Origin of the sequence: Cognatundibacterium jejuense, assembly GCF_014284255.1 — a bacterium.
Lineage (GTDB): Bacteria > Pseudomonadota > Gammaproteobacteria > Burkholderiales > Burkholderiaceae_D > Undibacterium > Undibacterium jejuense.
Window position 1 is genome coordinate 135610 of record NZ_JACOFV010000003.1, and the last position, 25889, is coordinate 161498.

At 46.7% G+C, this 25889-nt stretch carries 23 protein-coding genes; 17 read left to right on the forward strand and 6 right to left on the reverse strand.

From position 1 onward, the window contains the following. Window positions 1–61: 61 nt before the first annotated feature. From H8K32_RS04895 to H8K32_RS04915, 5 genes are all read right to left on the reverse strand, one after another. Window positions 62–2947 (reverse strand): DUF1631 family protein, encoded by a 2886-nt coding sequence (locus H8K32_RS04895; protein ID WP_186911358.1) that lies wholly within the window; start codon window positions 2945–2947, stop codon window positions 62–64. Window positions 2948–3382: 435 nt separating this feature from the next. Then, window positions 3383–4207 carry a symmetrical bis(5'-nucleosyl)-tetraphosphatase gene (locus H8K32_RS04900; protein WP_186911359.1) on the reverse strand — a complete coding sequence of 275 codons (825 nt, stop codon included), beginning with the start codon at window positions 4205–4207 and terminating at the stop codon, window positions 3383–3385. A 7-nt stretch (window positions 4208–4214) separates the two neighbouring features. Beyond that, complete coding sequence (gene hemH / locus H8K32_RS04905; RefSeq protein ID WP_186911360.1) at window positions 4215–5321, reverse strand: ferrochelatase; 1107 nt, start codon at window positions 5319–5321, stop codon at window positions 4215–4217. A 20-nt stretch (window positions 5322–5341) separates the two neighbouring features. Then, a complete protein-coding gene (recN, locus tag H8K32_RS04910) occupies window positions 5342–6988 on the reverse strand; it encodes a DNA repair protein RecN (RefSeq protein ID WP_186911361.1) in 1647 nt (548 codons plus the stop codon). A 77-nt stretch (window positions 6989–7065) separates the two neighbouring features. Continuing rightward, window positions 7066–7959 (reverse strand): NAD kinase, encoded by an 894-nt coding sequence (locus H8K32_RS04915; protein WP_186911362.1) that lies wholly within the window; start codon window positions 7957–7959, stop codon window positions 7066–7068. Window positions 7960–8033: 74 nt separating this feature from the next. Between H8K32_RS04915 and H8K32_RS04920 the strand changes: the two genes are divergently transcribed. Genes H8K32_RS04920 through H8K32_RS04930 form a run of 3 tightly spaced genes read left to right on the forward strand, consistent with a single transcriptional unit; the run spans window position 8034 to window position 10177 of the window. Next, complete coding sequence (locus tag H8K32_RS04920) at window positions 8034–8720, forward strand: HAD family hydrolase (RefSeq protein WP_186911363.1); 687 nt, start codon at window positions 8034–8036, stop codon at window positions 8718–8720. 44 nt (window positions 8721–8764) lie between these two features. Next, window positions 8765–9784 carry a heat-inducible transcriptional repressor HrcA gene (hrcA, locus tag H8K32_RS04925; RefSeq protein WP_186911364.1) on the forward strand — a complete coding sequence of 340 codons (1020 nt, stop codon included), beginning with the start codon at window positions 8765–8767 and terminating at the stop codon, window positions 9782–9784. A gap of 12 nt (window positions 9785–9796) precedes the next feature. Beyond that, complete coding sequence (locus tag H8K32_RS04930) at window positions 9797–10177, forward strand: response regulator (protein WP_186911365.1); 381 nt, start codon at window positions 9797–9799, stop codon at window positions 10175–10177. Window positions 10178–10236: 59 nt separating this feature from the next. On the opposite strand, the gene fur is transcribed toward H8K32_RS04930, so the two are convergent. Further along, a complete protein-coding gene (gene fur, locus H8K32_RS04935) occupies window positions 10237–10668 on the reverse strand; it encodes a ferric iron uptake transcriptional regulator (RefSeq protein WP_186911366.1) in 432 nt (143 codons plus the stop codon). Window positions 10669–10744: 76 nt separating this feature from the next. Here fur and H8K32_RS04940 point away from each other — a divergent pair, with 76 nt between their 5' ends. The 14 genes from H8K32_RS04940 to H8K32_RS05005 all read left to right on the forward strand — a co-directional run bounded on the left by H8K32_RS04940 (window position 10745) and on the right by H8K32_RS05005 (window position 25889). Next, window positions 10745–11311 carry an outer membrane protein assembly factor BamE gene (locus H8K32_RS04940; protein WP_186911367.1) on the forward strand — a complete coding sequence of 189 codons (567 nt, stop codon included), beginning with the start codon at window positions 10745–10747 and terminating at the stop codon, window positions 11309–11311. A 12-nt stretch (window positions 11312–11323) separates the two neighbouring features. Further along, the gene (dapB, locus tag H8K32_RS04945; RefSeq protein ID WP_186911368.1) at window positions 11324–12130 is read left to right on the forward strand and encodes a 4-hydroxy-tetrahydrodipicolinate reductase; all 807 of its coding nucleotides are present in this window, start codon (window positions 11324–11326) and stop codon (window positions 12128–12130) included. 9 nt (window positions 12131–12139) lie between these two features. Beyond that, entirely contained in the window at window positions 12140–12814 is a 675-nt protein-coding gene (locus H8K32_RS04950) for a MotA/TolQ/ExbB proton channel family protein (RefSeq protein WP_186911369.1), read from the forward strand. Between the two features lie 35 nt (window positions 12815–12849). Continuing rightward, window positions 12850–13278 (forward strand): ExbD/TolR family protein, encoded by a 429-nt coding sequence (locus tag H8K32_RS04955; protein WP_186911480.1) that lies wholly within the window; start codon window positions 12850–12852, stop codon window positions 13276–13278. A gap of 84 nt (window positions 13279–13362) precedes the next feature. Then, window positions 13363–15999: a leucine--tRNA ligase gene (gene leuS, locus H8K32_RS04960; RefSeq protein ID WP_186911370.1), complete on the forward strand. Its 2637-nt coding sequence runs from the start codon at window positions 13363–13365 to the stop codon at window positions 15997–15999. A 22-nt stretch (window positions 16000–16021) separates the two neighbouring features. Then, window positions 16022–16531: an LPS-assembly lipoprotein LptE gene (locus H8K32_RS04965; protein WP_186911371.1), complete on the forward strand. Its 510-nt coding sequence runs from the start codon at window positions 16022–16024 to the stop codon at window positions 16529–16531. A gap of 1 nt (window position 16532) precedes the next feature. Next, window positions 16533–17552, forward strand: a complete 1020-nt coding sequence (gene holA, locus H8K32_RS04970; RefSeq protein WP_186911372.1) for a DNA polymerase III subunit delta — start codon at window positions 16533–16535, stop codon at window positions 17550–17552. Between the two features lie 200 nt (window positions 17553–17752). Continuing rightward, window positions 17753–19018 (forward strand): glutamate-5-semialdehyde dehydrogenase, encoded by a 1266-nt coding sequence (locus H8K32_RS04975; RefSeq protein ID WP_186911373.1) that lies wholly within the window; start codon window positions 17753–17755, stop codon window positions 19016–19018. A gap of 25 nt (window positions 19019–19043) precedes the next feature. Further along, entirely contained in the window at window positions 19044–19466 is a 423-nt protein-coding gene (locus H8K32_RS04980) for a CopD family protein (RefSeq protein ID WP_186911374.1), read from the forward strand. A gap of 149 nt (window positions 19467–19615) precedes the next feature. Continuing rightward, complete coding sequence (locus H8K32_RS04985) at window positions 19616–20827, forward strand: THUMP domain-containing class I SAM-dependent RNA methyltransferase (RefSeq protein WP_390312141.1); 1212 nt, start codon at window positions 19616–19618, stop codon at window positions 20825–20827. Window positions 20828–20978: 151 nt separating this feature from the next. Continuing rightward, entirely contained in the window at window positions 20979–22466 is a 1488-nt protein-coding gene (locus H8K32_RS04990; RefSeq protein WP_186911375.1) for an NAD-dependent succinate-semialdehyde dehydrogenase, read from the forward strand. 103 nt (window positions 22467–22569) lie between these two features. Further along, the gene (locus tag H8K32_RS04995; RefSeq protein ID WP_186911376.1) at window positions 22570–23805 is read left to right on the forward strand and encodes a multidrug effflux MFS transporter; all 1236 of its coding nucleotides are present in this window, start codon (window positions 22570–22572) and stop codon (window positions 23803–23805) included. A gap of 383 nt (window positions 23806–24188) precedes the next feature. After that, window positions 24189–25238, forward strand: coding sequence for a porin (locus H8K32_RS05000; RefSeq protein ID WP_186911377.1), 1050 nt, complete (start codon window positions 24189–24191; stop codon window positions 25236–25238). A gap of 198 nt (window positions 25239–25436) precedes the next feature. After that, on the forward strand, window positions 25437–25889 hold the full coding sequence (locus tag H8K32_RS05005; protein WP_186911378.1) for a hypothetical protein: 453 nt from the start codon (window positions 25437–25439) through the stop codon (window positions 25887–25889).

Below are 25889 nucleotides of genomic sequence, written 5' to 3' on the forward strand. Positions count from 1 at the left end.
TAAAAATTGCCAGTGATAGTAAAACGTTTTCGCACGTCGCACCGTCACTGGAGCCGCAATTTTAAGCGGCTATGGGTTGATCTACGACGTCGGCAGATGTCAGCAGGGCTTGAACCGCTCTTTCAAATAATGGTTCAGCTTCCATAAATTTGACTCGGCCGTGGGCAATCATGCGACGGAACATACGCACGCTGACCAGTGAAGGTTTATCATGCCCATCCAATCGCAAAACGAGATTTTGTAATTGTGGGTCTACCCAACTGAGTTTTCCAACACTTGGTTTGAAACCTAAATGTAGCTCCAGGCTGACACCTGTGCGCAATCTTTCCTTGATCATCTCTGGTGTAGCGGTAGCGATCGGCGTAGCTGCGTCGGATAATCCTCCGTTGTCAGTTGTTATTGGCGCTGATTCCGTCGCTAATTCTTCGCTGCAAATTTGATCCAGCATCTCGACTTTGATATCCAGATCGCGAATCGCCTTATCCAATATTTTCTGTATTTCAGGGGTTCTTGCTTCACCCAGCAAGTCTTGTCGTGTTTCTTCATCTGGATATACAAAATGATGAAAATGTTCATGCACCGAGGGCAGTGATAATGAACGCATTTGGACATTGCTCTGCGTAGTACGTAAAGCCGCAGTGTGGGCATCAACAAGCCAGTCGAGTAATTCTTTTTGGTACTTCGGATCACAATTTATCGATGCCAATCCTTCGCGAATTGTCCCAAGGATAATCGGCAGTAAAGCAAACAGTTGTGTACGATCATCTTCAACTGCTTTGGGGACTATACTCCAAAGCAAGTCTGGTACTAACAGGCGGTAACGGGTACCGCGCCTGATATCGTCACGTTCTGTCACCTCAATTGCGGAGACCCAAGTACTTTCGAGAAAATCACGAAGAAAAGAATTGATCGTCAATTTTTTCAATACTTCTTGTAACTGTGCGGTGATGTGTACCAGGCGCAGTGTACGGTTTTGTGCTTCTTCAACTGCCACGACGGTTTGATCGAGTTGCTTATCGCTATTGCGTAATTCGCGCGCAATGAACGCATCAAATTCGTCCAGCATGCGGGTGAATAACTGAGAATTTTCGCTTTCGTCTTCCAGCAGGGTTTCGACTATCCGGCAGATTTCCTGAGTAATGTGAACACCACTCGGATCGATTTGTTTTAAACCGAGTGAGATAGAGCCAACGCGGTTAATCAGTAAGCGCGCTGGATGCCCTTTTTGTGTAAGCAGACTCTGATCACGCAAAGCAATTTTGAGTACCAGAAATTGCAGACGTCCTAATTGAGCACGGATTTCTGCAGGAACCTGGTTGTCACTCAAAATAAATTCGAACAACATGGCGACCACATCGATCGTCATTTGCTCATCGACATCCTCTGTCATGTCATTGAGTTGTGCGCGTTGCTCAAGAATCAGATTTCGGATCCGACCTAGTTGGTCGAACATCTGCTCTATTGGGGCAGTGTGCGTTTTTTGTAATTGATGGACTGATTGAACAATCCCTGACTCAGAATAGCGCGGCATTTCCTTAAACTGACTGGAGTTAGATGCGTCGGAACTGGCGCCGCCGGGATGGGTATTGTTACTCTGCGCGTCACCCCCAGCGCTATCATTGCCACCGGATTGATATCTGGCTGCATGCTCCGAGATAGAGCCATTTGTCGTTTCTGCACCTGCATCGCTACTCTCGTCATTGTATAAATGCATTTGCGTTGTATTGCCGTTACCGTTGGTAGTGGTTGTGTTGCCTTGTCCACCAAATACTTTGCGTAAGACACTGCCGATAGTTTGATTTTGTGCTAACCATTTAAACTGGTTTGCGCCAAATGGGCTGCCCGTGCTTTGCGCAGTTTGTTGATCAAAATTCTGCTCGGCCGCATTTGGGTAACGTTGGCTATTTCCGCTGTTAAATCCAGTCTCGTAGCCATTACTGAATGCTTTTGCAAAACCATTACCGCTAACCTGACCGACACCGGCGACCTGAGGTTGAGTCATCGCACCGCTGATACCGGCAGCTATTCCACGTACTGTTTCGAATAGTCGTTCAACTGGACTCCTTGGCTGATCACTGGAGATTTCCCGAGAGGCGGTATTATAAAATTTACCGCCAATCTCTACGATACCGGATTGCGCAGATGGGGCACCACCTGGGTATTGCTGCACACGCGACTGATTTTGTTGCCCAACGCCAGGAAATTGATTACTGGCTTCACCTGATTGAGCGATTTCATCTGTGGCGGTATCCAGCTCATCTTCCATCACATTGTTTGAGGACTGTGCTGGCGTCGCAAGATTGGTTTTCTTCAGCTTAAATTGGAGCTCGGCGGCAACCCCGTTCAAGGCCAGACAATGATTGACGTTTTCGTATATTCTTAAAACGTGACGGGAAAAATTCTCAGCAATCTGGGTTTCCAGAATGTTACACAGCTCACGTTCCAGATTTAATGCATCGATGGTATTTGCAATACAGCGCGCCAGAAGATAGGGGCGGAACGGATTTTCCCGTTCTTTAATGTTGTCTTGTGCAAACAAGATTGCAATACGAATATTCAAATCGCGAATCTGGTCGCCCGCTTCAATTCTGAAGCTCTCAGTGATTTCATTTAGTAGTAATTCATCGTCAAACGCATTCGCATCGACCAACGACAGGCTACTACTTTTCATGCTCAGCGCCGATACCGGGCGGAACGTATTGTAGGTCGTCTGAAAACTTCGGGTCAGCAAGGCATCCATGTTGATACTCATTTGCTGTATCAGCTCATCGGGTCTGCGCAGCAAAGTACAGGCGTGCAGATAGCGCCCTTGCTCAACTGAGGTGTACGAGCTTTCGGCTTTTCTGAAAAGTACTTCAACGGATTGTGGGAGAGCTTGCTCCAAGGACTGTACGAAGGTTTTTTGAAATTCCGTACGAGTTATTGGTAGAAGTTCGTTGGGGTCCATGCTTTTCCCTTGGCGGCCTGACATAGTTGGAAATAATGCTATTTATTTATCTATTCCACAGTATATGCGCTTTTGACTCGCTAGAAACAACGTAAACAGAGATTTGAACATTTTTGACAACTTTTAAACTTTTAACGTGAAATGACAGATGTTGCCTCAAGGAACTGGTATTTACGCGGAGCCATTGTTACAGAAATAGCAGTTAAATGTGAAAATATGCAAAAGCGTCTTTGTATGTTTCTATTCAAATTAGACGTTAGAAGACAGCGAAGCAAGTGTTATCAATAGCTATTGATAACATTGGCGCGTCATGTATTTGAGTTTTGGATTCGTACACCAATGGAACAGAGCAAAATAATGCCTCGGATTGTTGTTTGCAATGCAAAAATAATCTGAAGATAATGATTTTGCAACAGAGGTATCAGGTAAGTATGGTCAGCCAGGTTTTTGTTGTTGCGGGCAGTCAATTTGAATAATCTGGCGATCGTGCAGTGATACTGCCGTGAGTTTTCCACCCCACACACAGCCGGTGTCAAGACTGATCAGATTGGGTCGTAGCAATAAACCTAAGGTAGACCAATGACCAAATACCACCGTGCAATCAGCCGTTTCCCGATCTACATCAAACCACGGAGCAAAGCCAGTCGGTGCCGCCGTCAAGCCATCTTTGGTGGCAAAATCCATGCGTCCATCTGCCGTACAAAAACGCATTCGGGTTAAGCCATTAACGATACAGCGCAGACGATCGTTGCCTGTTAAATTATCGTTCCAGGCGTCTGGCGTGTTGCCGTACATGGATCTTAGAAAGTTGGTGTGTTCATGGCTTTTGAGCTCGGCTTCAACTTCATGTGCGAGTGCCATTGTCTGTTTGGCTGTCCACGAAGGAAACACGCCCGCATGCACGACCAGATGTTGATTTTTTAAAATAGCCATAGGGCGTTGGCGTAGCCAATGCAATAATTCACCCTTGTCCGGTGCGTTTAAAATATCATCGAGCGTATCGCTCCGGTGTGCTGGGCGTATGCCATTGGCGACTGCTAACAAATGTAGATCATGGTTACCTAAAACACTTTCGGCCAGCCCGGTTTGCTGCAGCTTGCGAACTAGCCTTAAAGTCTCTAAAGATTTTGGACCACGATTGACCAAGTCGCCGGCAAAGATATAGTAATTGTTCGATGAAATCTGTTCTATTTTACTAATCAACGTTTGCAGTTGATCAGCACAGCCTTGCAGGTCACCAATGAAGTAAGTGTTTGCCATACTCTCTTTAGTGTTCGGCACCAAGACGTTTTGCTTCTGAACGGCTCAATAAGGCTTGTTGTTTTTGTTCTTCGCGCAGACTGGTTGTCATCATCGTTGGCCAGCCGATTAAATGTTGTTCAGCGATTTCCGCCAATCCCCGCATCCATGCTGGCGACTCGTTGAGGCAGGGAATGTAATTAAATTCTTTACCGCCCGCATTTAAGAAATCGACACGTACTTCCATCGCAATTTCTTCCAGTGTTTCCAGACAATCTGCAATGAAACCCGGGCATATCACATCGATACGTTTAACACCGTCTTTGGCAAGTTTTTGAACCGTTGGCGCGGTATATGGTTGAAGCCATTCTGCGCGTCCTAAACGCGATTGAAACGTCACAAGATATTGTTCTTTGTTGAGTCCCAATGCTTCAGCCAACAAACGCGCAGTTTTATAGCATTCGCAGTGGTAAGGATCGCCACGCAATAAAAAGGCTTTAGGCAAACCATGAAAACTCATCACCAGTTTTTCAGGTCGGCCGTGGGCGAGCCAGTGCGCTTGAACTGATTGTTTTAAGGCATCGATATATGCTTCATGGTCGTGATAATTTTTAACCATGCGCAATTCAGGGACGTTACGCACTTGCTGATAATGGCTGAACACGGCGTCAAAGTTAGATGCTGTTGTCGTCGCAGAATATTGCGGATATGCGGATAAAATCAACAAACGCTCGTAGCCTTCGGTTTTTAATTTTTGCAATACCGAAGGGATGGAAGGTGAACCGTAACGCATTGCGTAAGTGACGTGCACTTCATGTCCGCGCTCACCGAGATAACCTTTAAGCAGCAATGCCTGCTTTTCGGTGTGTATTTTTAAAGGCGAACCGTCTTTGGTCCAGATGGACGCATATTTTTTTGCGGATTGTCCCGAGCGAAATGGGAGGATAATCAGATTCAGAATAAACCACCAGATCAGGCGCGGTACTTCGACGACGCGCTTGTCTGACAAAAATTGTTTCAAATAACGTCGTACTGCGGAACTGGTTGGTGCATCGGGCGTGCCGAGGTTGACCAAAACAACGGCGGTCTTGCCTATTTTTCCGTGCGAGTAATCGGGTTCTTTCAGGAAGCTCATGAGTATTCTTTGTAATAAATTTAGGAAGCCAATAATTCTCTGGCGTGTTTGCGGGTTGTCGCCGTGATTTCTATGCCGCCTAGCATACGCGCAATTTCTTCCACGCGTTGTTTACTATCGAGTGGAGTGATTGATGAAATCGTTCTGCCTTCGCGGCTGACTTTACTGACTTGAAAGTGCTGATTGGCTTGGCTTGCGACTTGCGGTAAATGTGTCACACAGAGGACCTGACGGTCTTGTCCCAGACGTTTTAACAGTCGTCCAACAACTTCTGCTACGCCACCACCAATGCCACTATCAACTTCATCAAAAATCAGCGTCGGGGTTGCTGTTGCACAAGAAGTAATAACCGAAATTGCTAATGAAATTCGTGCTAACTCACCACCTGAAGCCACTTTTGCGAGAGGACGTGCTTGCACTCCTGCGTGCCCGGCGACTAGAAATTCTATTTGCTCCAGACCATAAGCTGCCGCTTCGCAGGGAACCAGAGAAACGCCGAAATTACCGCCGCTCATGCTTAAATCTTGCATTGCTGCGGTAACCGCTATACTCAATTCTTTGGCAATTTTTTGGCGTGATGCACTTAATTTATGTGCGGCTTTCAAATACGTTTGGTAAGCTTTTTCTTCTTGCACTTTGAGTGCGTCAATGTCAGTCGCATTGGATAATTGCAGCAATTGTGCTGACAGGGTTGCAAACTCCTCGTGCAATTTTTCTGGAACGACATGAAAACGTCGCGCTGTTGAGTGTATGCTTTCGACACGGTTCTCGACTTCACGCAAGCGCGCTGGATCAAGTTCGGTGCGGCTAAGATAGTCGTTGAGCGCATAGGTTGTTTCCTGTAAGTTGATGCAGGCAGATTCAAGTGCATCAGTCACAGGTTTTAACGCTGCGTCATAGTCGAGTAGTTTGAGTAATTTTTGCTGGACAGCTGACAGCTGAGACAAGACGGGATGCTCCGACTCCGATATCAACGTAGCCGCTTCTTGTGCGCCATCAAGCAAGCTTGCTGCATGTGCTAGGCGACTATGTTCTTGCGAAATTTGTTCCCATTCACCGGATTTGATCTGCAATTTATCAAGTTCGCCTACTTGCCACTCAAGCCGTTCCCTTTCTTGTAAAACGCTTTTGGCATTAGTTTCAAATTCTTCACGTTGCTTGCTCAGATTCCGCCACAGTCTGTAGGCAGTTTCGACCTCTTGAGCTTGTGGCTGTAATCCACCTTGCATATCAAGCAGCGCACGTTGCGCCTCAGATTTGAGCAGCGATTGGTGGGCGTGCTGGCCATGAATATCCACCAGAAAATCACCGAGTTCACGCAATTGGGTAGCGGTGGCTGTAATGCCGTTGATCCAGGCTTTTGAACGCCCGGCGTTATCGATGGTACGGCGTAAAATCAATTGTTGCTCAGGATCGCTGAACTCATTGTTTTCCAACCAGCCTGTAACGGCATCATTGAGAGAGAATTCTGCGCTGATATCGGCTTTAGCGGCAGATTCGCGCACCATGCTGGCGTCTCCACGACCACCAAGTGCCAAGCTAAGAGCGTCGATCAATATTGATTTTCCAGCACCAGTTTCGCCGGTTAAAACGCTGAAACCAGAGGAAAATTCAAGCTCTAAAACATCAACAATGACAAAATCACGAATAGCGAGCGTGCGCAGCATAGGAGCGGTATTTTAGTTAGAGTAAATGAGATTAAGTAAGCGAACAGCCGATGAGCTGCTATTGTAACAACCTGTGATTAATTGAGTGCACCTTCTACTGAAGGATATTCATTCCAATGTAACTTCTCACGCAAGGTATTGTAGTAATTCCAGTCCTGCGGATGTAAAAAGGTCACTGTATGGGTAGAGCGTTTGACGATAATTCTGTCCTGATGCATCAGACTGGCAAAAGTTTGCATATCGAAATTAACACTGATGTCTCTCCCGGCGGCGATTTCAATCACAATTTCACTGCTATCGGGCAGCACGATAGGGCGGTTGGACAGCGCATGCGGTGCAATCGGAACCATGACGATGCCACTCAGACTAGGGTGTAAAAGTGGCCCACCTGCCGACAATGCGTAAGCAGTAGAACCTGTCGGTGTAGATACGATCAAACCATCCGAACGTTGGTTGTACATAAACAAGCCATCCACTTCCACCCTCAGCTCTACCATGCCTGAGCCTGCACCTCGCGCCACTACGATGTCGTTAAAAGCGACCCCACTGAAAATCTGATTGCCATCGCGCACGACGATCGCTTGCAATAAACTGCGCCGCTCAGACACGTATTTGCCTTCCAGCATTTCGCTAATCACCGGGATCATCCTATCAAGAGGAATATCTGTGATAAATCCGAGTCGCCCCTGGTTGATTCCGATTAAAGGCACGTTGTACGGTGCGAGCTGGCGCGCAATGCCGAGCATAGTGCCATCGCCGCCGACCACAATCGCAGCATCAGCAGTTTTACCGATGTCAGCCACCGACATTGCAGCCAGGTTATCGAGTTGAATATAGCGGGCGGTTTCTTCTTCCAGTACCACTCTGTGACCAGCCTGATCCAGAAAGCGCGCCAGATCGGTCATAGAATCAGTAATGCCGGCAGCATTATATTTACCAACAAGTGCAATCGTTTTAGCCTGTACAGTCATAGAAAATGAAGGGTGACGTGATTCGTCAGATTAGACCATAATTATGAAAAAAATGAACTAACAGAGTGCTCTATATGACAATTAAAGCCGTATTACTCGATTTAGACGACACCTTATGGCCGGTCGCACCCGTCATTCAGCATGCGGAAGCCACTTTATACACCTGGATGCAGCAACATGTTCCGAACGTCACTGCGCAGCATGACATCGTTTCTTTGCGATCGTTAAGGCAGGCGTTGGTGACAACTGATCCGCGTTTTTCTTATGACTTATGGGCCTTGCGTCATCAATTATTGCAAAACGTGTTCAGGCAATATGATGAAGATGTTGGCAAAGCGGATCAGGCGATGGCAGTTTTTGCTCACGCGCGCAATCAGGTCAGCCTGTACCCGGACGTGGCGCCGGCATTAGGTGTACTTGGGCAGCGTGTGAAATTGGGGACGATATCGAATGGTTTCGCTGATCTGCAAGCGATAGGATTGGCCGGGCATTTCCATGTATCGGTTGCTGCCCATCAATTTGGGTGCGCCAAACCGGATGCTAGAATATTTCATGCTGCCTGCGATGGATTGGGTCTGGCTCCGTATGAAGTGTTGTATGTAGGCGATGATTTATTGCTTGATGTGCAAGGTGCTCAGCAAGCAGGCCTGAAGGCTGGGTGGATGAACCGACGCAGTCTGGTCAATGACGATCCACGCCATTCTCATGTCAAACCCGACGCAGAATTTAAAGATTTACATGATTTGACACAATGGTTGTGAATTTCGTAGTGTTCAACTTGGCTTAGGTCGCATAAAATAAAAATATGCAACTTGATATCCGCGCCCAAACGTTATTAAAAGCTCTGGTAGAACGCTACATCGCTGACGGTCAGCCTGTAGGTTCCAGAGCATTGTCTAAAATTTCTGGTCTGGAACTGTCTCCAGCGACGATACGCAACGTCATGGCTGATTTAGAGGAACTCGGCTTTGTCGCCAGTCCACATACTTCTGCCGGGCGTGTGCCAACCCCGCGGGGTTATCGCGTTTTTGTCGATGAATTGTTAACTGTGCAAGAAATTGATGAATCCGCATTAAGCTCTCGTCTCCAGCCGGGGTTTTTAACGCAGCCACCGCAAAGAATTATCGCGAACGCGGCACAAATACTGTCTTCGCTGTCGCAATTTGCGGGGGTGGTCATGACGCCGCGTACGGAGTCGATATTTCAGCAGGTAGAATTCCTGCGTTTGTCTGAAAAACGCATTTTGCTGGTCGTCGTTGCTCCTTCGGGGGACGTGCATAACCGACTGTTGTTGACCGATGTGGATTACACGCCAGCACAATTGGTGCAGGCAGCTAATTATCTGAACCAGAATTTTGGCGGCTTAAGTTTTGATGAGGCACGCTTGCGTATCAATAGTGAATTGCGGCAGTTGCAGAGTGACATGACCAGTCTCATGCAGGCGGCAGTGGAAGCGGGTAGTGATGCTTTGGCGGAGCAAAACGAAGAAGTTGTTATCTCCGGCGAGCGTAATTTACTCAATGTGCAGGATTTGTCTTCTAATATGAATTCACTGCGCAAATTATTTGACATGTTTGAGCAAAAAAGTGGCTTAATGCAGTTGTTGGATGTATCTAGCAAGGCGACAGGTGTGCAAATTTTCATTGGCGGCGAATCGCAATTGGTGCCTATGGACGAAATGAGTATAGTCACAGCACCGTACGGTGTGAACGGTAAAATTGTCGGCACCCTGGGAGTCATTGGTCCGACTCGTATGGCGTATGAAAGGGTGATCCCTATCGTCGACATTACTGCCAAATTGCTTTCAAATGCGTTGAGTCAGTAGAAAGGTCATATTATGTTGAACAAAAATGTCTCTATTTTGTTGATTGACGATAACGATATTACGCGCGAAGTGCTACGGGTTGTATTGCGGAGCGAGGGGTATAACGTTGTTGGGGAGGCAACGGATGGTGGCACGGGTCTGGATATGGCGTTAAAACTGAGGCCTCACATCATTCTGTTGGACGTGGTCATGCCTAAGATTAGTGGTCTGGAAATTTTGCCAAAAATCAAAGAGATGCTGCCAGAAGCGATGGTATTAATGGTGACTGCAAGCAAAGACTCCGAAACTGTTTCGGAGGCCGTGAAAGCGGGAATACATGGCTTTATTCTGAAGCCATTTAATGCGCAAAAAATTCTGGATACGGTCGAAGGCGTTGTGGCAAAAATTAAGTAAAAAACTCATTTTTGATTTAAGGGCAGGTGCACCCGCCCTTTTAATACAGGTAGTTCGTCTTAATTGTCTTTGTGCGCACAATTTTCTTTTGTGCAACTACCGTAAATTGCCAGCGAGTGATCGGCAATTTTGAATCCACGTTCTAAAGCGATGGTGTGTTGTCTTTTTTCTATTTCAGCATCAAAAAATTCTTCGACGCGTCCGCAATCAAGGCATACCAGATGATCGTGGTGAGAGCCTTCATTTAATTCAAAAATAGCTTTGCCAGTTTCAAAATGATTGCGGTGAAGTAATCCGGCCTGTTCAAATTGCGTCAACACGCGGTAGACCGTCGCCAGACCTACGTCCATGTTTTCATTCAGTAATATCTTATAGACATCTTCTGCGGTCAAATGCCTTACTTTGCTATTTTGAAAGATTTCGAGGATTTTCAGTCGTGGCAAAGTCGCTTTTAGCCCGCTTGCTTTGAGATTTGAAGTGCTGTTTGTCATGTTTTCGGTCAAAAGAATGCTATCTGCTTTATGATATAGGTTTTTAGGGCATATTGCTCAATTACTGAGGGTACCTATGCGATTGTTGTTTTCGAAATTGATTCAAGCACCAGCTTTGCGTTTAACAAGTCTGGCGCTCATGTTAAGTCTGACTGCCTGTGCCTCAAAATCGCCGCTAATGGCTGATCAGGGGGCAACTGCTAATTCTGGCGTGGTGGCAAATACAGCCATTGGCACCCAAGTGTATACCCCGACAGGCGTCAAAAAGTTTTTGGGCTATATTTCCCCATATCGCATCAGCGTTCAGCAAGGCAACTTTGTCTCTGAAGAAATGATGGCGCAGATTAAAGAAGGCATGACGCGCGAACAAGTACGCTTTGTATTGGGTACAGCATTGTTGACCGATATGTTTCACGAAGATCGCTGGGATTATCCATTCCGCCTGACCAAACCTAAGGGTGAACAGGTCACGAGTCTGGTCACGATTTATTTTAAAAATAATACCGTATCCAAATTTGAAGGCGGCAATTTGCCTACTGAAAAAGAATATCTGGCGCGTATTACCGAATCAGCATTAGGGCTGGACAAGGTTGAATCGTTGAACGATCTTGATGGTACACCTAAGAAAAAAGATAAAAAATAAAGAGAACTCGGTATGACAGTATTAAAAGTTGCGGTAGCAGGTGCGTCTGGGCGCATGGGGCAAATGTTGGTTGAGGCGATCAGCGCAGATGATGATTTGCAACTGACTGGTGCCCTCGATGTGGCGGGTTCACCTGCCTTAGGTGTTGATGCAGGTGCTTTTCTGGGTAAACCTGCGGGTGTCAAGATCGAAGCTGATTTGTCGACAGCACTGGCAAACGCTGATTTTTTGATCGATTTCACGCGACCTGAAGGAACGCTGAAGCATCTTGCTTACTGTGCTGAGCACGGTATCAAGATGATCATCGGTACGACTGGCTTTGATGATGCAGGTAAAGCTGCTATTGCCGCCGCTGCAGAAAAAACCGCGATCGTCTTTGCGCCTAACATGAGCGTCGGTGTGAATGTCACCCTCAAACTTCTGGAAATGGCAGCGAAAAGTTTTGCGACTGGCTACGACATTGAAATCATTGAAGCCCATCATCGACATAAAGTGGATGCGCCTTCTGGTACTGCTCTGAAAATGGGTGAAGTCGTTGCTGATGCACTCGGACGTGACCTCAACGAAGTCGGTGTATTTGCACGTGAAGGTGTGACGGGTGAACGCGACCCATCTTCCATTGGTTTTGCCACGATTCGCGGTGGCGACATCGTCGGTGACCATACGGTCTTATTTGCAGGTATCGGTGAGCGTGTAGAAATTTCACATAAATCCTCAAGTCGCGTCACGTATGCGCATGGCAGTTTGCGTGCAGCACGTTTCCTCGCTGACAAATCCACTGGCTTGTTTGACATGTTCGATGTGCTGAACTTGCGTTGATTCGCCTCTATGGACGCAGCGATCAGTCATTATTGGGAACAGTCAGATCAGTTTGGTCATGCCATTGCGTATTTGCTGTTATTGATGTCCCTGTTGAGTTGGACTTTGATGCTGTCCAAGGCTTGGTCATTCTGGTGGGTACGTAAGGCCGCTCCCTCGATTAAATCATTTTGGCTAGCACCAACAATGACCGACGCGCTGACTTTATTGCGGTTACGGGATAAAGAAAAAATCTTTCTGACGCTGGCAGAAACTGCCGTCAGTGCCGCTGATCGTCAGCAGCTCGCCTCTACCTTGAGCGTTGATAGTGGCATAAGTGAAGTGCTGATGCGGGCTTTACGTCAGGAACTGCAAAGCGCAACGACACGATTAGAAAATGGCTTAACCATCCTGGCATCCATTGGTGCGACGGCGCCCTTTGTTGGTTTACTAGGAACTGTTTGGGGCATTTATCATGCCTTAACCAGCATCTCTATGGCTGGCATGGTACAAATTGATCAATTGGCGGGGCCAGTGGGCGAAGCCTTGATCATGACGGCATTTGGGCTGATCGTCGCCATTCCGGCAGTGCTGGCTTTTAATGCATTTAACCGGATTAACCGCATTACCCTTGCCGAGCTTGATGGTTTTGCTCACGACTTACATGCGCATCTGAGTCGTCAACAAGAGAATAATGCATGTTGAAATAATGTGCTTTTCTTATTAATGCGAACATGAACATGGCTTTTGGTCAATTCAACGAACGCTCCTCATCTTCCAAGCCTATGCATAGCATGGCTGACATCAACGTTACACCTATGGTAGATGTAATGTTGGTACTGCTGGTGATCTTTATCATTGCAGCCCCTTTGATGACCCCAGTCATTAAATTGGATTTGCCTAAGGCAGCCGCCAAAGCCGCGCCGCAGCCCACCGATGTTTTGCACATTGCCATCGATAGTGCAGGTTTATTGTACTGGAATGACCAGCAGATTGACTTTCCAGCGCTAGAATTGAAGCTGGAGTCCGCTGGTCGGCAAGCGGTTCCACCTGATTTGCAATTACGCGCCGATAAGTCCACACGCTATGAAATGATCGCCAAACTGATGTCGGCAGCTCAGTCAAAAGGCGTCAATAAAATCTCATTTGTTACCGATACACCCAAGTGAAGTCTCGGCTTTGCTCATAAATGACACGTAAGCAGTTATAATCTAAGGCTCTGAGTCATTTTCGCACCTATCTCCGGTCACGCCATGCAAGAAAAATATACTCCCTCCGACGTCGAACAAGCGGCGCAATCCCATTGGAAAAAAATTGATGCCTATACGGCAACGGAAAACGACCCTCGTTTCCCGAAAGGCAAGTATTATGCTTGCTCCATGCTGCCTTACCCTTCCGGTAAGTTGCATATGGGGCATGTCCGTAACTATACGATCAATGACATGCTGGCGCGCCAGTTACGCATGAAGGGATATAACGTCCTGATGCCTATGGGTTGGGATGCGTTTGGTTTGCCTGCAGAAAATGCAGCGATCGCTTACAAAAAATCGCCTGCAGAATGGACTTACGCCAACATCGAAGACATGAAATCGCAGATGCAACCGCTCGGTCTTGCATTTGACTGGTCGCGCGAAGTGGCGACTTGTGATCCAGATTATTACCGTTGGAATCAATGGTTGTTTTTGAAGATGCTCGAAAAAGGTATCGCTTACAAAAAAACCCAGGTCGTCAATTGGGATCCGATTGATCAAACTGTGCTCGCTAACGAACAAGTCATCGATGGTCGCGGCTGGCGTTCAGGTGCTTTAGTTGAAAAGCGCGAAATTCCAGGTTACTACTTCGGTATTACCCAATACGCTGATGAGTTGTTGAACAGTATAGAAACACTCGACGGCTGGCCAGAGCAAGTGCGTACTATGCAGCGCAACTGGATCGGTAAGAGCGAAGGCGTACGCTTTGCGTTCACGCATCAGATCACTGACGAATCTGGCGTATTGGTGCAAGACGGTAAAATGTTTGTCTTCACTACCCGTCCAGATACGATTATGGGCGTGACATTCTGCGCGGTGGCGGCAGAGCATCCGTTGGCGACTTTGGCTGCAAAAAACAATCCGCAACTCGCCGCTTTCATTGAAGAATGTAAGGCAGGCGGCACCACGGAAGCCGAAATGGCAACCAAAGAAAAAGAAGGTTTGCCTACCGGTTTGTTTGTGACGCATCCTTTGACTGGCGAACAAGTTGAAGTCTGGGTTGGTAACTATGTGCTGATGACCTACGGCGATGGCGCAGTCATGGGCGTACCAGCGCATGATGAGCGTGATTTTGCGTTTGCGAAAAAATATCATATCGCGATTAAACAAGTTGTCGCAGTTGAAGGTGAGGTCTTTACGACAGATGCCTGGGCCGATTCTTATGGCGATAAACAACGCGGTGTAACGGTGAATTCGGGCAAATACGATGGCCTGACTTACAAAGAAGCCGTTGATGCTGTTGCAGCGGATCTTGCTGCAAAAGAATTGGGCGAAAAGAAAACCACATGGCGTTTGCGCGACTGGGGTATCTCACGTCAACGTTACTGGGGCACGCCAATTCCTATCATTCATTGCGAATGCTGCGGTGATGTGCCGGTTCCTTACGAAGATTTGCCAGTGGTCTTGCCAACCGAATGTATTCCTGACGGTTCCGGCAATCCATTGAAAACCCACGCCGAATTTTTGAATGTGCCTTGTCCGAAATGTGGTAAGCCAGCACAGCGCGAAACTGACACGATGGATACCTTCGTGGATTCGAGCTGGTACTTCATGCGTTATACCTGCCCGGATGCCAAGACAATGGTCGATGAGCGCAATGATTACTGGATGGCGATGGATCAGTATATCGGTGGTGTAGAGCATGCCGTTCTGCATTTGCTGTATGCCCGTTTCTGGACCAAAGCGATGCGCGATCTGGGTCTGGTAAAGATCGACGAGCCATTCAAAAACTTGTTTACACAAGGGATGCTGCTCAATGAATCGTACTTCCGTGAAGAAGACAATGGAAAAAAAACCTGGTTCTATCCTAATGAGATCGAAGTTCAACACGATGACAAAGGTCGCCCGATTTCAGCGATGTTGAAAAGCGACGGTCAGCTAGTACAAATGGGCGGCATCGAAAAAATGTCGAAATCCAAAAACAACGTGGTTGAACCAAAAGATATCATCACCCAGTTTGGTGCTGATACAGCGCGTTTGTTCACCATGTTTGCAGGTCCACCGGATCAAAGCGCGGCGTGGAGCAATAGTGGTGTTGAAGGTGCTTCGCGCTATTTGCGTCGTTTGTGGGCAAATGCTTTGCGCTTGTCCGGCACGATTGCCGCCGGTGCTACCACTACCGTTGCACCAGCGGACTATGCGGCAGATGTCAAAGCTTTGCGTCGTGAAGTGCATTTGACTTTGAAGCAAATTGATGGCGACTACGACCGCTTGCAATACAACACGGTCGTTTCTGGTGCGATGAAATTACTCAATACTATTGAGTCGTTTAAGTCGGAAGCTGAAGGTCATGCGGCAGCGATACGTGAAGCGTTCAGCGTCTTGTTGCGTGGTTTGTATCCAGTTTGCCCGCATATCACGCACGCCTTATGGCAAGAGTTGGGCTTTGCGTCTGAACTTGGCGAATTGATTGATGCACCATGGCCTGTGGTTGACGAAGCTGCGTTGGTGCAAGACGAAATCGAATTGATGATACAGGTCAACGGCAAATTGCGTGGCAGTATCAAAGTTGCCAAGGATGCGGATAAAGCGACGATAGAAGCGATTGCGCTGGCAAGTGAGAGCGTCCAACGTTTCATCGAAGGCACACCGAAGAAAATCATCGTTGTACCAGGAAAATTAGTCAACATCGTTGCTTAACAATACTTCAGGAGAGTACCGCATGCGTCATTTTTTTTCACGTCGTCTGACATGGTTACTGATGATCGCCGTGTTGATGAGTTTGTCAGCGTGCGGTTTTAAGTTGCGTGGACCGGTAAGTTTTCCGTTTCATTCCATTTATGTCGGTGTTCCTGAAACGTCTGAATTTGGCGCGCTGTTGCGGCGCCAGATTCGAGCCAACGGTCAGACGCAAGTCACGACCAAGTCCGAAGATGCTGAAGTCATTATGGAGGTCCTACTTGATTCCAGAGAGAAGCAAGTCTTATCCCTGAATAGTCAAGGTCGTGTGCGTGAATATAACTTGTTGTACAACTTCAGTTTCCGTTTACGTAATGCTTCGGGAAAAGAATATCTGGAACCTGTAAAAATACAATTAAAACGGACGATTACGTTTAACGAATCGGTGGTGTTGGCGAAAGAATCTGAAGAGGCAGCTTTGTACCGTGATATGCAAAATGATCTGGTGCAACAAGTTATGCGACGCCTCTCGGTTGTGAAAATGGACGATTGATATGCAATTACGCTTCGATGCCATCGATGGCCATCTGGCGAAAACACTGGCACCGCTGTATGTGATTACCAGTGATGAGCATTTGCTGGCGCTGGAAGCGGCGGATAAAATTCGTCGCGTTGCAAAGGCGCAAGGTTTTTTTGAACGTGAAATTTTAAGCGTAGAGCGCAGTTTTAAATGGGGTGCTTTGTTAGCGGCCAATCAGTCACAGTCTTTGTTTGGTGATAAAAAGCTCATTGATTTACGTATCCCTACCGGTAAGCCGGGAAAAGATGGCGGTCAGGCTCTGCAGGATTATGTTGGCAACTTATCGCCAGATAATCTGACCTTGATTACGCTGCCTAAATTAGACTGGGCAACGCAAAAAGCTGCCTGGGTCACCAGCCTGCAACAAGCTGCAGTGTATATTGATATCCCATTGGTCGAGCGTCCTCAGTTACCGAATTGGATTAATCAGCGTTTGGGTTTGCAGCAACAAAGCGCGGATCGCCAAAGTCTGGATTTTATTGCTGACCGGGTTGAAGGCAATCTGCTGGCAGCGCATCAGGAAATCCAAAAACTCGCCTTATTGCATCCAGCCGGTAAATTGAGTTTTGAGCAAATTCATGATGCGGTGTTAAATGTCGCCCGTTACGATGTCTTTAAACTTAATGAAGCCATGCTGAGTGGTGATGTAGCGCGTTTATCACGCATGTTGAATGGCTTAAAAGGTGAGGGCGAAGCCTTACCCTTGGTATTATGGGCAATGGCTGAAGAAATTCGCACCTTGCTTAAATTGAAGTCTGGTATGGCGCAAGGGCGTCCTTTGTCTGCTTTGCTGAAAGAATACCGCATCTGGGGCCCACGTGAAAAACTTATGGATCCTGCTCTCCGAAGAGTAAGTTTGCAGACCTTGCAAACTGCGCTGCAAGAAGCATCGCAAGTCGATAAAATGGTCAAAGGTTTACGCGCCAAAGCATTTGCAGGTGATGCCTGGGATGCATTATTACAATTGGGACTCAGGGTGGCACGCGCCTCTTAGTTGTAGTCGCAGGGTTTGTCCAAGTTCATAAGACACCGGCAAAACCGCATAATATTTGTCATGCTTTCATTAAAAATAGCAGAGCATTTTAAATAAATAGGTGAGCCGTCCTTGAGCCGGGATTGAGTCCTGTCTAAGTTAAGGATGCGTTAAGAGTAAACTCAAGAATATGCTGAGGAAAATCCTCAGGAAATGACATCATGGATATCAAGCATTACATGAATGACCTTGGCTTACGTGCCCGTGCTGCTTCCCGTGCAATGGCCAAAGCTGATACCGCAACAAAAAATACGGCTTTGCGCTTGATTGCCGCCGCGATACGGCGTGACGCTGCCGCTTTGCGTGCTGCAAACGAGCTCGATCTGGCTGCTGCTAAAGCTGCTGGTATGGAAGCTGCGATGCTGGATCGTCTTACCCTGTCCGATAAAGCCATCGCGACGATGGCAGAAGGTCTGGAACAAATTATCAGTCTGGCGGATCCTATTGGTGAAATTTCAAACATGAAATATCGACCGACCGGTATACAAGTAGGACAAATGCGCGTTCCCTTAGGCGTAATTGGTATCATTTACGAAGCACGTCCTAATGTGACAGTTGACGCCGCTGGCTTATGTATTAAAAGTGGTAATGCAACTATTTTGCGTGGCGGTTCAGAAGCTATCCATTGCAATCAGGCACTTGCCAGGATTGTTAAAGAAGGTTTGATAGGTGCCGGTTTACCGCCAGATGCAGTACAGATTGTCGAGACAACAGATCGTGCTGCGGTTGGCGAGTTGATCACCATGCCACAATACGTAGATGTAATTGTACCCCGCGGTGGTAAAGGCTTGATTGAGCGTTTGATGCGTGAAGCCACGGTGCCTATGATTAAACATCTGGATGGCATCTGTCATGTCTACATTGATGATAAAGCGGATCTGAAAAAAGCAATCGACGTCGCTTTCAATGCTAAATGTCATCGCTACGGTACCTGCAATACGATGGAAACTTTATTGGTCGCGCGTGGTATTGCGGCGCAGGTTTTGCCGGCATTAGGTGAGTTATACGCTAGCAAGCAAGTAGAATTACGTTGTGATGAAACTGCTGCACAGATTTTGGCTGCTTATCCGTATCTGACGAAAGCAACAGAGGCAGACTGGAGTACTGAATATCTGGCAGCAATTTTGTCGATCAAAGTGGTCGAAGACATAGATGAAGCGATTACCCACATCAATGACTATTCATCTAAACATACAGAATCGATAATTACTGAAGATTACACGCGTGCTATGCGCTTTTTGCGTGAGGTAGATTCGGCCTCGGTGATGGTGAACGCATCGACGCGTTTTGCAGACGGATTTGAATATGGTCTCGGTGCAGAAATTGGCATCTCGAATGACAAATTACATGCACGTGGCCCGGTGGGTTTGGAAGGTTTAACATCCTTAAAATACGTGGTATTTGGCCATGGTGAAGTCCGTCAATAATTTTTGAAAGTACAGAAAGTAGATAATGCTCTGGATTAAAGCTTTTCATATTTTGTTTGTGATTTCCTGGTTTGCTGGCTTATTTTATCTGCCACGCATTTTCGTTAATCTGGCGATGGAAAACGATGTTGCAACTACTGAGCGCTTATTGTTGATGGCGCGTAAGTTGTATCGCTTCATGACCGTTTTAGCCATTCCGGCGCTGGCATTAGGTTTATATTTGTGGCTGGTTATTGGTATTGGCAAAGGACCGGGTAATGGCTGGATGCATGCTAAATTAACTTGCGTGCTCTTGCTGATTGGCTACCACCACGCTTGCGGTAGCTTATTGAAGAAATTTGAAAAAGGTATGAATCAACGCAGCCATTTCTGGTTCCGTTGGTTCAATGAAGTGCCCGTGATTTTATTGTTGATCGTGTTAATCATGGTTGTAGTCAAACCATTTTAAGCAAGCTTTTGTAGGACGGGTGCAATCCGCGCTGCGATTGCCCCTGCCTTTTTTTGAACGGCAATTTGTGTTGATGTAATTTATTTATCGTAACGACTCTTTCGTCGTTATGAAGGTTTTTTGATTTTTAACGGATAAAAGGTTCCCCCATGACAAGACATTCCTATTTTTGTCCATGCCCACGCGGTATGGAAATCGCTCTTGCTGAAGAGTTGAATGAAATCGCTGCTCTTGGTAGCACGATGTCGGTACACAATCAGGTACCAGGTGGTGTGCATTGCTCGGGTAGTTTGCAAGATAGCTGGCGCATCAATTTGCATTCGCGCATTGCTTCCCGTGTGTTGATGCGTATGGCGCAATCGAGCTATGTCAATGAAAACGATATTTATGATCTGGTGTTAGAGCAGCCATGGGAAGATTGGTTTGGCTATCATCACACGATCCGCGTGGATGTGACCGCAGTCAAGTCACCGCTCAAGAGTCTGGAATTTACGACACTCAAAATCAAAGACGCAATCTGTGATCGTTTCCGTGATCAATTTACCCAACGCCCTTCGGTGAATACCAAAACGCCGGATATGCGTATCGTTGGTTTTATGGATGCGCGCAATTTTACAATTTACCTCGACACATCCGGTGAAGCCTTGTTTAAACGTGGATGGCGCATGGAAACTGGTGACGCGCCTCTGCGTGAAAATCTGGCCGCAGGCTTATTGCGTACCGCAGGCTGGAAACCGGGTGTGCCTTTGTTTGATCCTATGTGTGGCTCTGGCACCATTTTGATTGAAGCGGCGCAAATCCTCGCCGGTATCCCGCCAGGTTTGAAGCGTGAATTCGCTTTTGAGAAATTTCATCAATTTGATGAGACTGAATGGCAGGCGATTAAAGCGAGTGTCAAACCAAATCCCTTACCAGCTGAGCCAAGTATCTTTGGTAGCGATATTTCTGGTGATATGGTTGTGATGACCCGCAATAACTTGAACAAAGCCGGTATCCGCTTTGAAGTGCCGCTCAAGCAAATTGAAGCGCAAGAAATCAAAGCACCGACTACGCAGCCTGGTGTGTTACTGACTAACCCACCTTATGGTGAGCGTATCGGTGTTCGTGGTGATAGCACGCTGGAAACGGATGAATTGGCCAAAGAATTTTTCACGGCATTTAGTTCAACATTGAAGCAACGCTTTGCTGGTTGGAGCGTGTTTTTATTCACTGCCGATTTAACTGTACCAAAAATGTTGCGTTTAAAAGAATCTCGCAAAACGCCATTTTTCAACGGCGCACTAGAATGCCGTTTGTTCCGTTTTGATATGGTCGCAGGTTTCAATCGTCGCGAGGAAGCGAAACCCAAAGAGCAGAATTAATTTCAGCTTGTCTGGCTAGGTATCAATATCAATATCAATATCAAAAACGGTCAGGTCTCAGCAGACCTGACCGTTTTGCTTTAGGCTTGAGGCCTGCTAGTTTTTGGGCTGTATTGCTCCAGTTATTTATCCTCATTACGGAGACCGCATTATGTCTTTACATCACATCGCTGATCAATTGAAATTAAAAGATAGCAACTTATTGCGTGACGCCGCTTTTATTAATGGGAACTGGTTAGTGAAAGACCAACGTTTTGAAGTGAGTAATCCTTCGACGCAACAAGTGTTGGCCCGGGTAAGCAATGTGACTGAGATCGATACGCATGACGCGATCGCCGCGGCGCAGGCGGCATTCCCTGCCTGGGCAGCGAAAACTGCAAAAGAACGTGCAGCCGTCATGCGTGTCTGGTTTGATTTGATGATACAGCACGCAGACGATTTGGCTGCCATCATGACGGCAGAACAAGGCAAACCATTGGCGGAAGCAAAGGGTGAAGTGATTTACGGTGCCAGTTTTCTGGAATGGTTTGCCGAAGAAGCAAAGCGTGTTTCCGGTGATGTGATGGCTTCAACCTGGACAGATAAGCGCATCATTGTGTTGAAGCAGCCTATCGGCGTTTGTGCTGCTATCACACCTTGGAATTTTCCGATTGCGATGATTACCCGCAAGGTCGCTCCAGCTTTAGCGGCTGGCTGTACCATCGTTATTAAGCCCGCAGAGCAAACTCCTTTGTCAGCGCTTGCTATGGTGGAGTTAGCGCAACGTGCAGGTATTCCTGCTGGCGTGATCAACGTCTTGACTGCAGATGCTGAGCGCTCTATCGCTGTTGGTAAAGTGCTGTGCGATAGTCCGGTCGTACGTCACTTATCATTCACTGGTTCCACGCCCGTCGGTCGTATTTTGATGCGTCAGTCATCACCAACAGTGAAGAAGCTTGCGTTAGAGCTTGGCGGTCATGCGCCGTTCATTGTATTTGATGATGCAGATTTAGATGCGGCGGTCGAAGGTGCTTTGCAATCGAAATTCAGAAATGCTGGCCAAACCTGTGTTTGTACCAATCGTTTCTATGTCCATGCTTCTGTTTATGATCAGTTTGTTGAAAAGCTGGCGACAGGCGCGAAAAAAATCCTGGTTGGCGACGGGTTTGTTACTGGCGTACAGCAGGGGCCGATGATTGATGCGCAAGCGATTTCGAAGGTGACTGAGCATGTGGCAGACGCGCAAACTAAGGGCGCACGTCTGGTTACTGGTGGTAAGCAGCATACCGCGGGGTCATTGTTTTATGAACCTACAGTTTTGTCCGATGTCACTCCTGCGATGTTGATCATGAATGAAGAAACTTTTGGTCCGGTGGCGGCGGTGGTCAAATTTACTTCCGAAGAAGAGGTCATTGCAGCCGCAAATGATACTGAATTTGGTCTGGCTTCGTATTTTTATTCACGTGATATTGGCCGGGTCTGGCGTGTCGCAGAAAAACTCGAATACGGTATGGTGGGTATTAACACTGGATTGATGTCGAATGAAGTAGCCCCGTTTGGTGGTGTTAAACAGTCAGGCTTAGGGCGCGAAGGCTCAAAGTATGGCATGGATGAATACCTCGAAATGAAGTACCTGTGTCTTGGCGGTATGGGAGTTTAGTAAATGTATTACTAGCTAAGCTTCCCTGAGGATAGGTCAACCTAAATTGCCCGGGCGGAGCGATTTCCGCCCTATTATTTATCAAGTCATTGAATTGCTGCTTATGCCATCGAATATCAAGCTCAGTAATGCGGGATTAGCCACTTTGCTGGCTGCGCTAGCGATGCTGGGACCGTTTTCCATCGATACCTATCTGCCCGCTTTCCCGAATATACAGGCTAGTTTGCAGGCAAGTGCTCTGGAAGTTCAGCAAACCCTCACTGCATATATGTTGTCTTTTGCCGTCATGACCTTGTGGCACGGTGCCTTGTCGGACTCGTTTGGTCGCAGAAATGTGATTTTAGTGGCGTTATTGGTTTTCTGTGTGGCCAGTTTTGGTTGTGCATCCGCACATAGTATTCATTATTTATGGGGTTTTCGGATTCTTCAAGGCGTGTCAGCGGGTGCCGGGATGGTAGTCGGAAGGGCGCTGATCCGTGACTTGTATTCTGGTGCTTCGGCTGAGCGTTTATTGTCGATGGTGACCATGATTTTTTCGATTGCTCCTGCGATCGCGCCGATTTTAGGTGGTTGGATAGTCGGATTTTCGACCTGGCGTGGTATCTTTTTGTTGTTATTTGGATACACTGTGTTACTTTTTTTGGCTTGTTACAAATTTCTTCCGGAGTCTTTGCCGCGTGAGAACCGGCAAGAATTTAGTCCGGAGTTTCTTTGGAAAAGTTATTTGAAAGTATTTAAATCGCCGCTATTTCACTTGAAAGCAGGCACGATAGCCTTTAATTTTGGTGGCCTTTTTTTGTACATATCTTCTGCGCCCGTGTTCATTACACAACATCTTAAATTGCGTGCAGATCAATTTGGTTGGCAGTTTATCCCTTCGGTTGCAGGGATATTTTTGGGTGCTTTAATGGCGAACAGACTGGCTGGAAAGATCTCAGTCTGGAAGCAAGTCAGCATTGGTTTTTGTTTTTTAATTGGGGCTTCTTTATTTAATGTAATCTTTAATTTTCTCTCGCAGCCTATCTTGTTTTGGTCAGTCATGCCCTTGTTCTTTTATACATTTGGCATGTCTTTGGTGGCACCAGGCGCAACTTTATTGGTATTGGATTTGTTCCCGACAATCCGTGGCATCGTAGCATCTTGTCAATCTGCAACAGTTACTTTGCTCGGGGCTATTATTGCTGGAATCGTCGCACCCGCTCTCGACCATTCCGCATTCAGTCTGGCACTAGGGCAGTTGGGATGCGCGTTAATAGGATCGATGCTGTGGTATACCGGTCGCATCTACTGGCGAGCAATAACAGCACAGAAGGAAAGTACCTTGGAAACAATTGGTTAAATGACAATCAAAGTCGCGGTTAAAAAGCTTAAAAGAAAATTTTTTTACCTCACTTGAAATGTTTCAGATATTCCTCATATCGCTTGTGCTATGCAGCAATCATAAAAATTGCCTATAATGTAGCCTTAAGCCGCGATAAATCAGTTTTTGTTTTTTTGAACTAATCCCGATTTGGCGTGTCTTTAAATTGCAACGTTTTGTAAGACCTTGTTTTTATAGTAGTTTGATTTCATCAAAATGTCATTTTCAGCAGGTATCTTGGCATTTGTCATTGAATCAATGTTCGATTCGAGGCTTTGAACAGACCTGCAATTCAGCTTTTTGCCGCGCTAGGGTTTTGTGCTGCAGCAAAAAAATTAACATTCATTTTTGGATACTAGACAATGAAAAAATCATTCCTCGCACTTGCTCTGATGAGTGCTTTCTCCGGTGCGGCATTCGCGCAATCTTCTGTAACTATCTACGGTATCGTAGACGTTGGCGTTCAAGGCTTGAGCAATGGTAACGGCAAACAAGCTAAAGTTGAAAGCGGCCAAGAATCTGGTTCCCGTTTGGGCTTCAAAGGTACTGAAGATCTGGGCGGCGGTTTGAAAGCTAACTTCGTATTGGAACAAGGTATCGCAGTTGATACTGGTGCATCTTCAGATAATTTGACATTCGGTCGTCGTTCTTTTGTTGGCTTGTCTGGTGATTTCGGTACAGTTAATCTGGGTCGCGATAAGACACCAACTTTCCAATTGTTCGATAACTTTGATCCGTTTGGTTCAGGCTTCATCAACAACGGTGGTGGTTTGAAAGCAATCTACTTCATCGGTGGTAAGTCTACAACAGCAACAACTGCTGCTAACACAACTGGCCGTGATAGCAATGCTGTGTTCTACTACACACCAGCTACATTGGGTGGTTTCTACGCTGTTGGCGAATATGCTGCTGGCGAACAAGCTGGTGACAACTCTGCTGGCCGTTCTTTGGGCGCGACTTTTGGTTATAAAGCTGATGGCTTGGACATCGCTTACAACTATGTTAAAGACAATGCTTACTCCGCAGCATTGGGTGTAAACGGTATCAAAGCTAACACTATCGCTGTTAACTACGATTTCGGCGTAGCTAAGCCAGTATTTATCTACCAAAAGAAATCTGATGACGCTGGCGTAAGCACTAAGTACATGACTGTGGGTGTAACTGCTCCAGTTGATGCAGCTGGTAAAGTTGTTGCTACTTTCACTAAAGTAACTGACGACACAGTGAAAGCTGGCTCTGCAATCGGTTCTGCTAAACAGTTCGCTGTTGGCTACCAATATGCATTGTCCAAGCGTACTGATTTGTACACAGCATATGCTCGTACAAACCAAGATGCACAATCTGCAATCGTTAACTCTAAAGCTGGCGCAAACATCAACGAATTAACTGCTGGCGTACGTCACCAGTTCTAATTGATTTCAGGCTTATGCCTGAAGCAATGAGTTGATAGAAAGAGCGGTCTTTTGACCGCTCTTTTTTATTTTCTTCGCTTTAAAGTCACATGAATATGCATGCGTACTTGATATGACATAAAAGCCGACAATTATTCGCAACTTTGACTTGCTTGATTTGTTACAATGACAGCACGTTTAGCTCAACAGGGTCTTGCCATGAAAAAATCATTGAAACTGCGTTTAGGCTTGGTGTCTGGCATATTTGCTGTGTCTCTGGCAGGATTTGTCCACGCGCAGTCAACAACTAATAAAACTGAATTGGTGACGCCACCACCACCGCCACAATTGGAAGTGTTGGAAGAGGGCCCAGCAGCCGCTGACATGAAAGCGGGAAAGCCAGAGCAAAAAAATCAAGTTAAAGATATCCGCAATAATGCAGGAAAAGTCACCGAGGTGCAGGTGCAGTCTGGCGGTAGTCATTACGTGTTGAAAGCTGATCCGGAAATTGGCAATGCTCCAAAGGGGACTGCACAGGGAGACAACAACCGTGCTCCACAATGGACGATTTTGCAGTTTGGCGGTAAAAAAGAAAGTAAAGAAGTCGAACCTTTACCCGTTTTGCCACCAGCACCAACGCAAGCAGTTTCTGCGAGTTCTTCCGATAAATAA

Bases quoted from the DNA above. Each gene is read 5' to 3' on its own strand.
- H8K32_RS04985 (WP_390312141.1), top strand. From the start codon at position 19,616: ATGACAAGACATTCCTATTTTTGTCCATGCCCACGCGGTATGGAAATC.
- H8K32_RS04900 (WP_186911359.1), bottom strand. From the start codon at position 4,207: ATGGCAAACACTTACTTCATTGGTGACCTGCAAGGCTGTGCTGATCAA.
- H8K32_RS04930 (WP_186911365.1), top strand. From the start codon at position 9,797: ATGTTGAACAAAAATGTCTCTATTTTGTTGATTGACGATAACGATATT.
- H8K32_RS04955 (WP_186911480.1), top strand. From the start codon at position 12,850: ATGGCTTTTGGTCAATTCAACGAACGCTCCTCATCTTCCAAGCCTATG.
- H8K32_RS05000 (WP_186911377.1), top strand. From the start codon at position 24,189: ATGAAAAAATCATTCCTCGCACTTGCTCTGATGAGTGCTTTCTCCGGT.
- H8K32_RS04965 (WP_186911371.1), top strand. From the start codon at position 16,022: ATGCGTCATTTTTTTTCACGTCGTCTGACATGGTTACTGATGATCGCC.
- H8K32_RS04995 (WP_186911376.1), top strand. From the start codon at position 22,570: ATGCCATCGAATATCAAGCTCAGTAATGCGGGATTAGCCACTTTGCTG.
- recN (WP_186911361.1), bottom strand. From the start codon at position 6,988: ATGCTGCGCACGCTCGCTATTCGTGATTTTGTCATTGTTGATGTTTTA.
- H8K32_RS04975 (WP_186911373.1), top strand. From the start codon at position 17,753: ATGGATATCAAGCATTACATGAATGACCTTGGCTTACGTGCCCGTGCT.
- H8K32_RS04915 (WP_186911362.1), bottom strand. From the start codon at position 7,959: ATGACTGTACAGGCTAAAACGATTGCACTTGTTGGTAAATATAATGCT.
- H8K32_RS04980 (WP_186911374.1), top strand. From the start codon at position 19,044: ATGCTCTGGATTAAAGCTTTTCATATTTTGTTTGTGATTTCCTGGTTT.
- H8K32_RS04920 (WP_186911363.1), top strand. From the start codon at position 8,034: ATGACAATTAAAGCCGTATTACTCGATTTAGACGACACCTTATGGCCG.
- H8K32_RS05005 (WP_186911378.1), top strand. From the start codon at position 25,437: ATGAAAAAATCATTGAAACTGCGTTTAGGCTTGGTGTCTGGCATATTT.
- hemH (WP_186911360.1), bottom strand. From the start codon at position 5,321: ATGAGCTTCCTGAAAGAACCCGATTACTCGCACGGAAAAATAGGCAAG.
- fur (WP_186911366.1), bottom strand. From the start codon at position 10,668: ATGACAAACAGCACTTCAAATCTCAAAGCAAGCGGGCTAAAAGCGACT.
- H8K32_RS04950 (WP_186911369.1), top strand. From the start codon at position 12,140: ATGGACGCAGCGATCAGTCATTATTGGGAACAGTCAGATCAGTTTGGT.
- dapB (WP_186911368.1), top strand. From the start codon at position 11,324: ATGACAGTATTAAAAGTTGCGGTAGCAGGTGCGTCTGGGCGCATGGGG.
- H8K32_RS04990 (WP_186911375.1), top strand. From the start codon at position 20,979: ATGTCTTTACATCACATCGCTGATCAATTGAAATTAAAAGATAGCAAC.
- holA (WP_186911372.1), top strand. From the start codon at position 16,533: ATGCAATTACGCTTCGATGCCATCGATGGCCATCTGGCGAAAACACTG.
- H8K32_RS04940 (WP_186911367.1), top strand. From the start codon at position 10,745: ATGCGATTGTTGTTTTCGAAATTGATTCAAGCACCAGCTTTGCGTTTA.
- hrcA (WP_186911364.1), top strand. From the start codon at position 8,765: ATGCAACTTGATATCCGCGCCCAAACGTTATTAAAAGCTCTGGTAGAA.
- H8K32_RS04895 (WP_186911358.1), bottom strand. From the start codon at position 2,947: ATGGACCCCAACGAACTTCTACCAATAACTCGTACGGAATTTCAAAAA.
- leuS (WP_186911370.1), top strand. From the start codon at position 13,363: ATGCAAGAAAAATATACTCCCTCCGACGTCGAACAAGCGGCGCAATCC.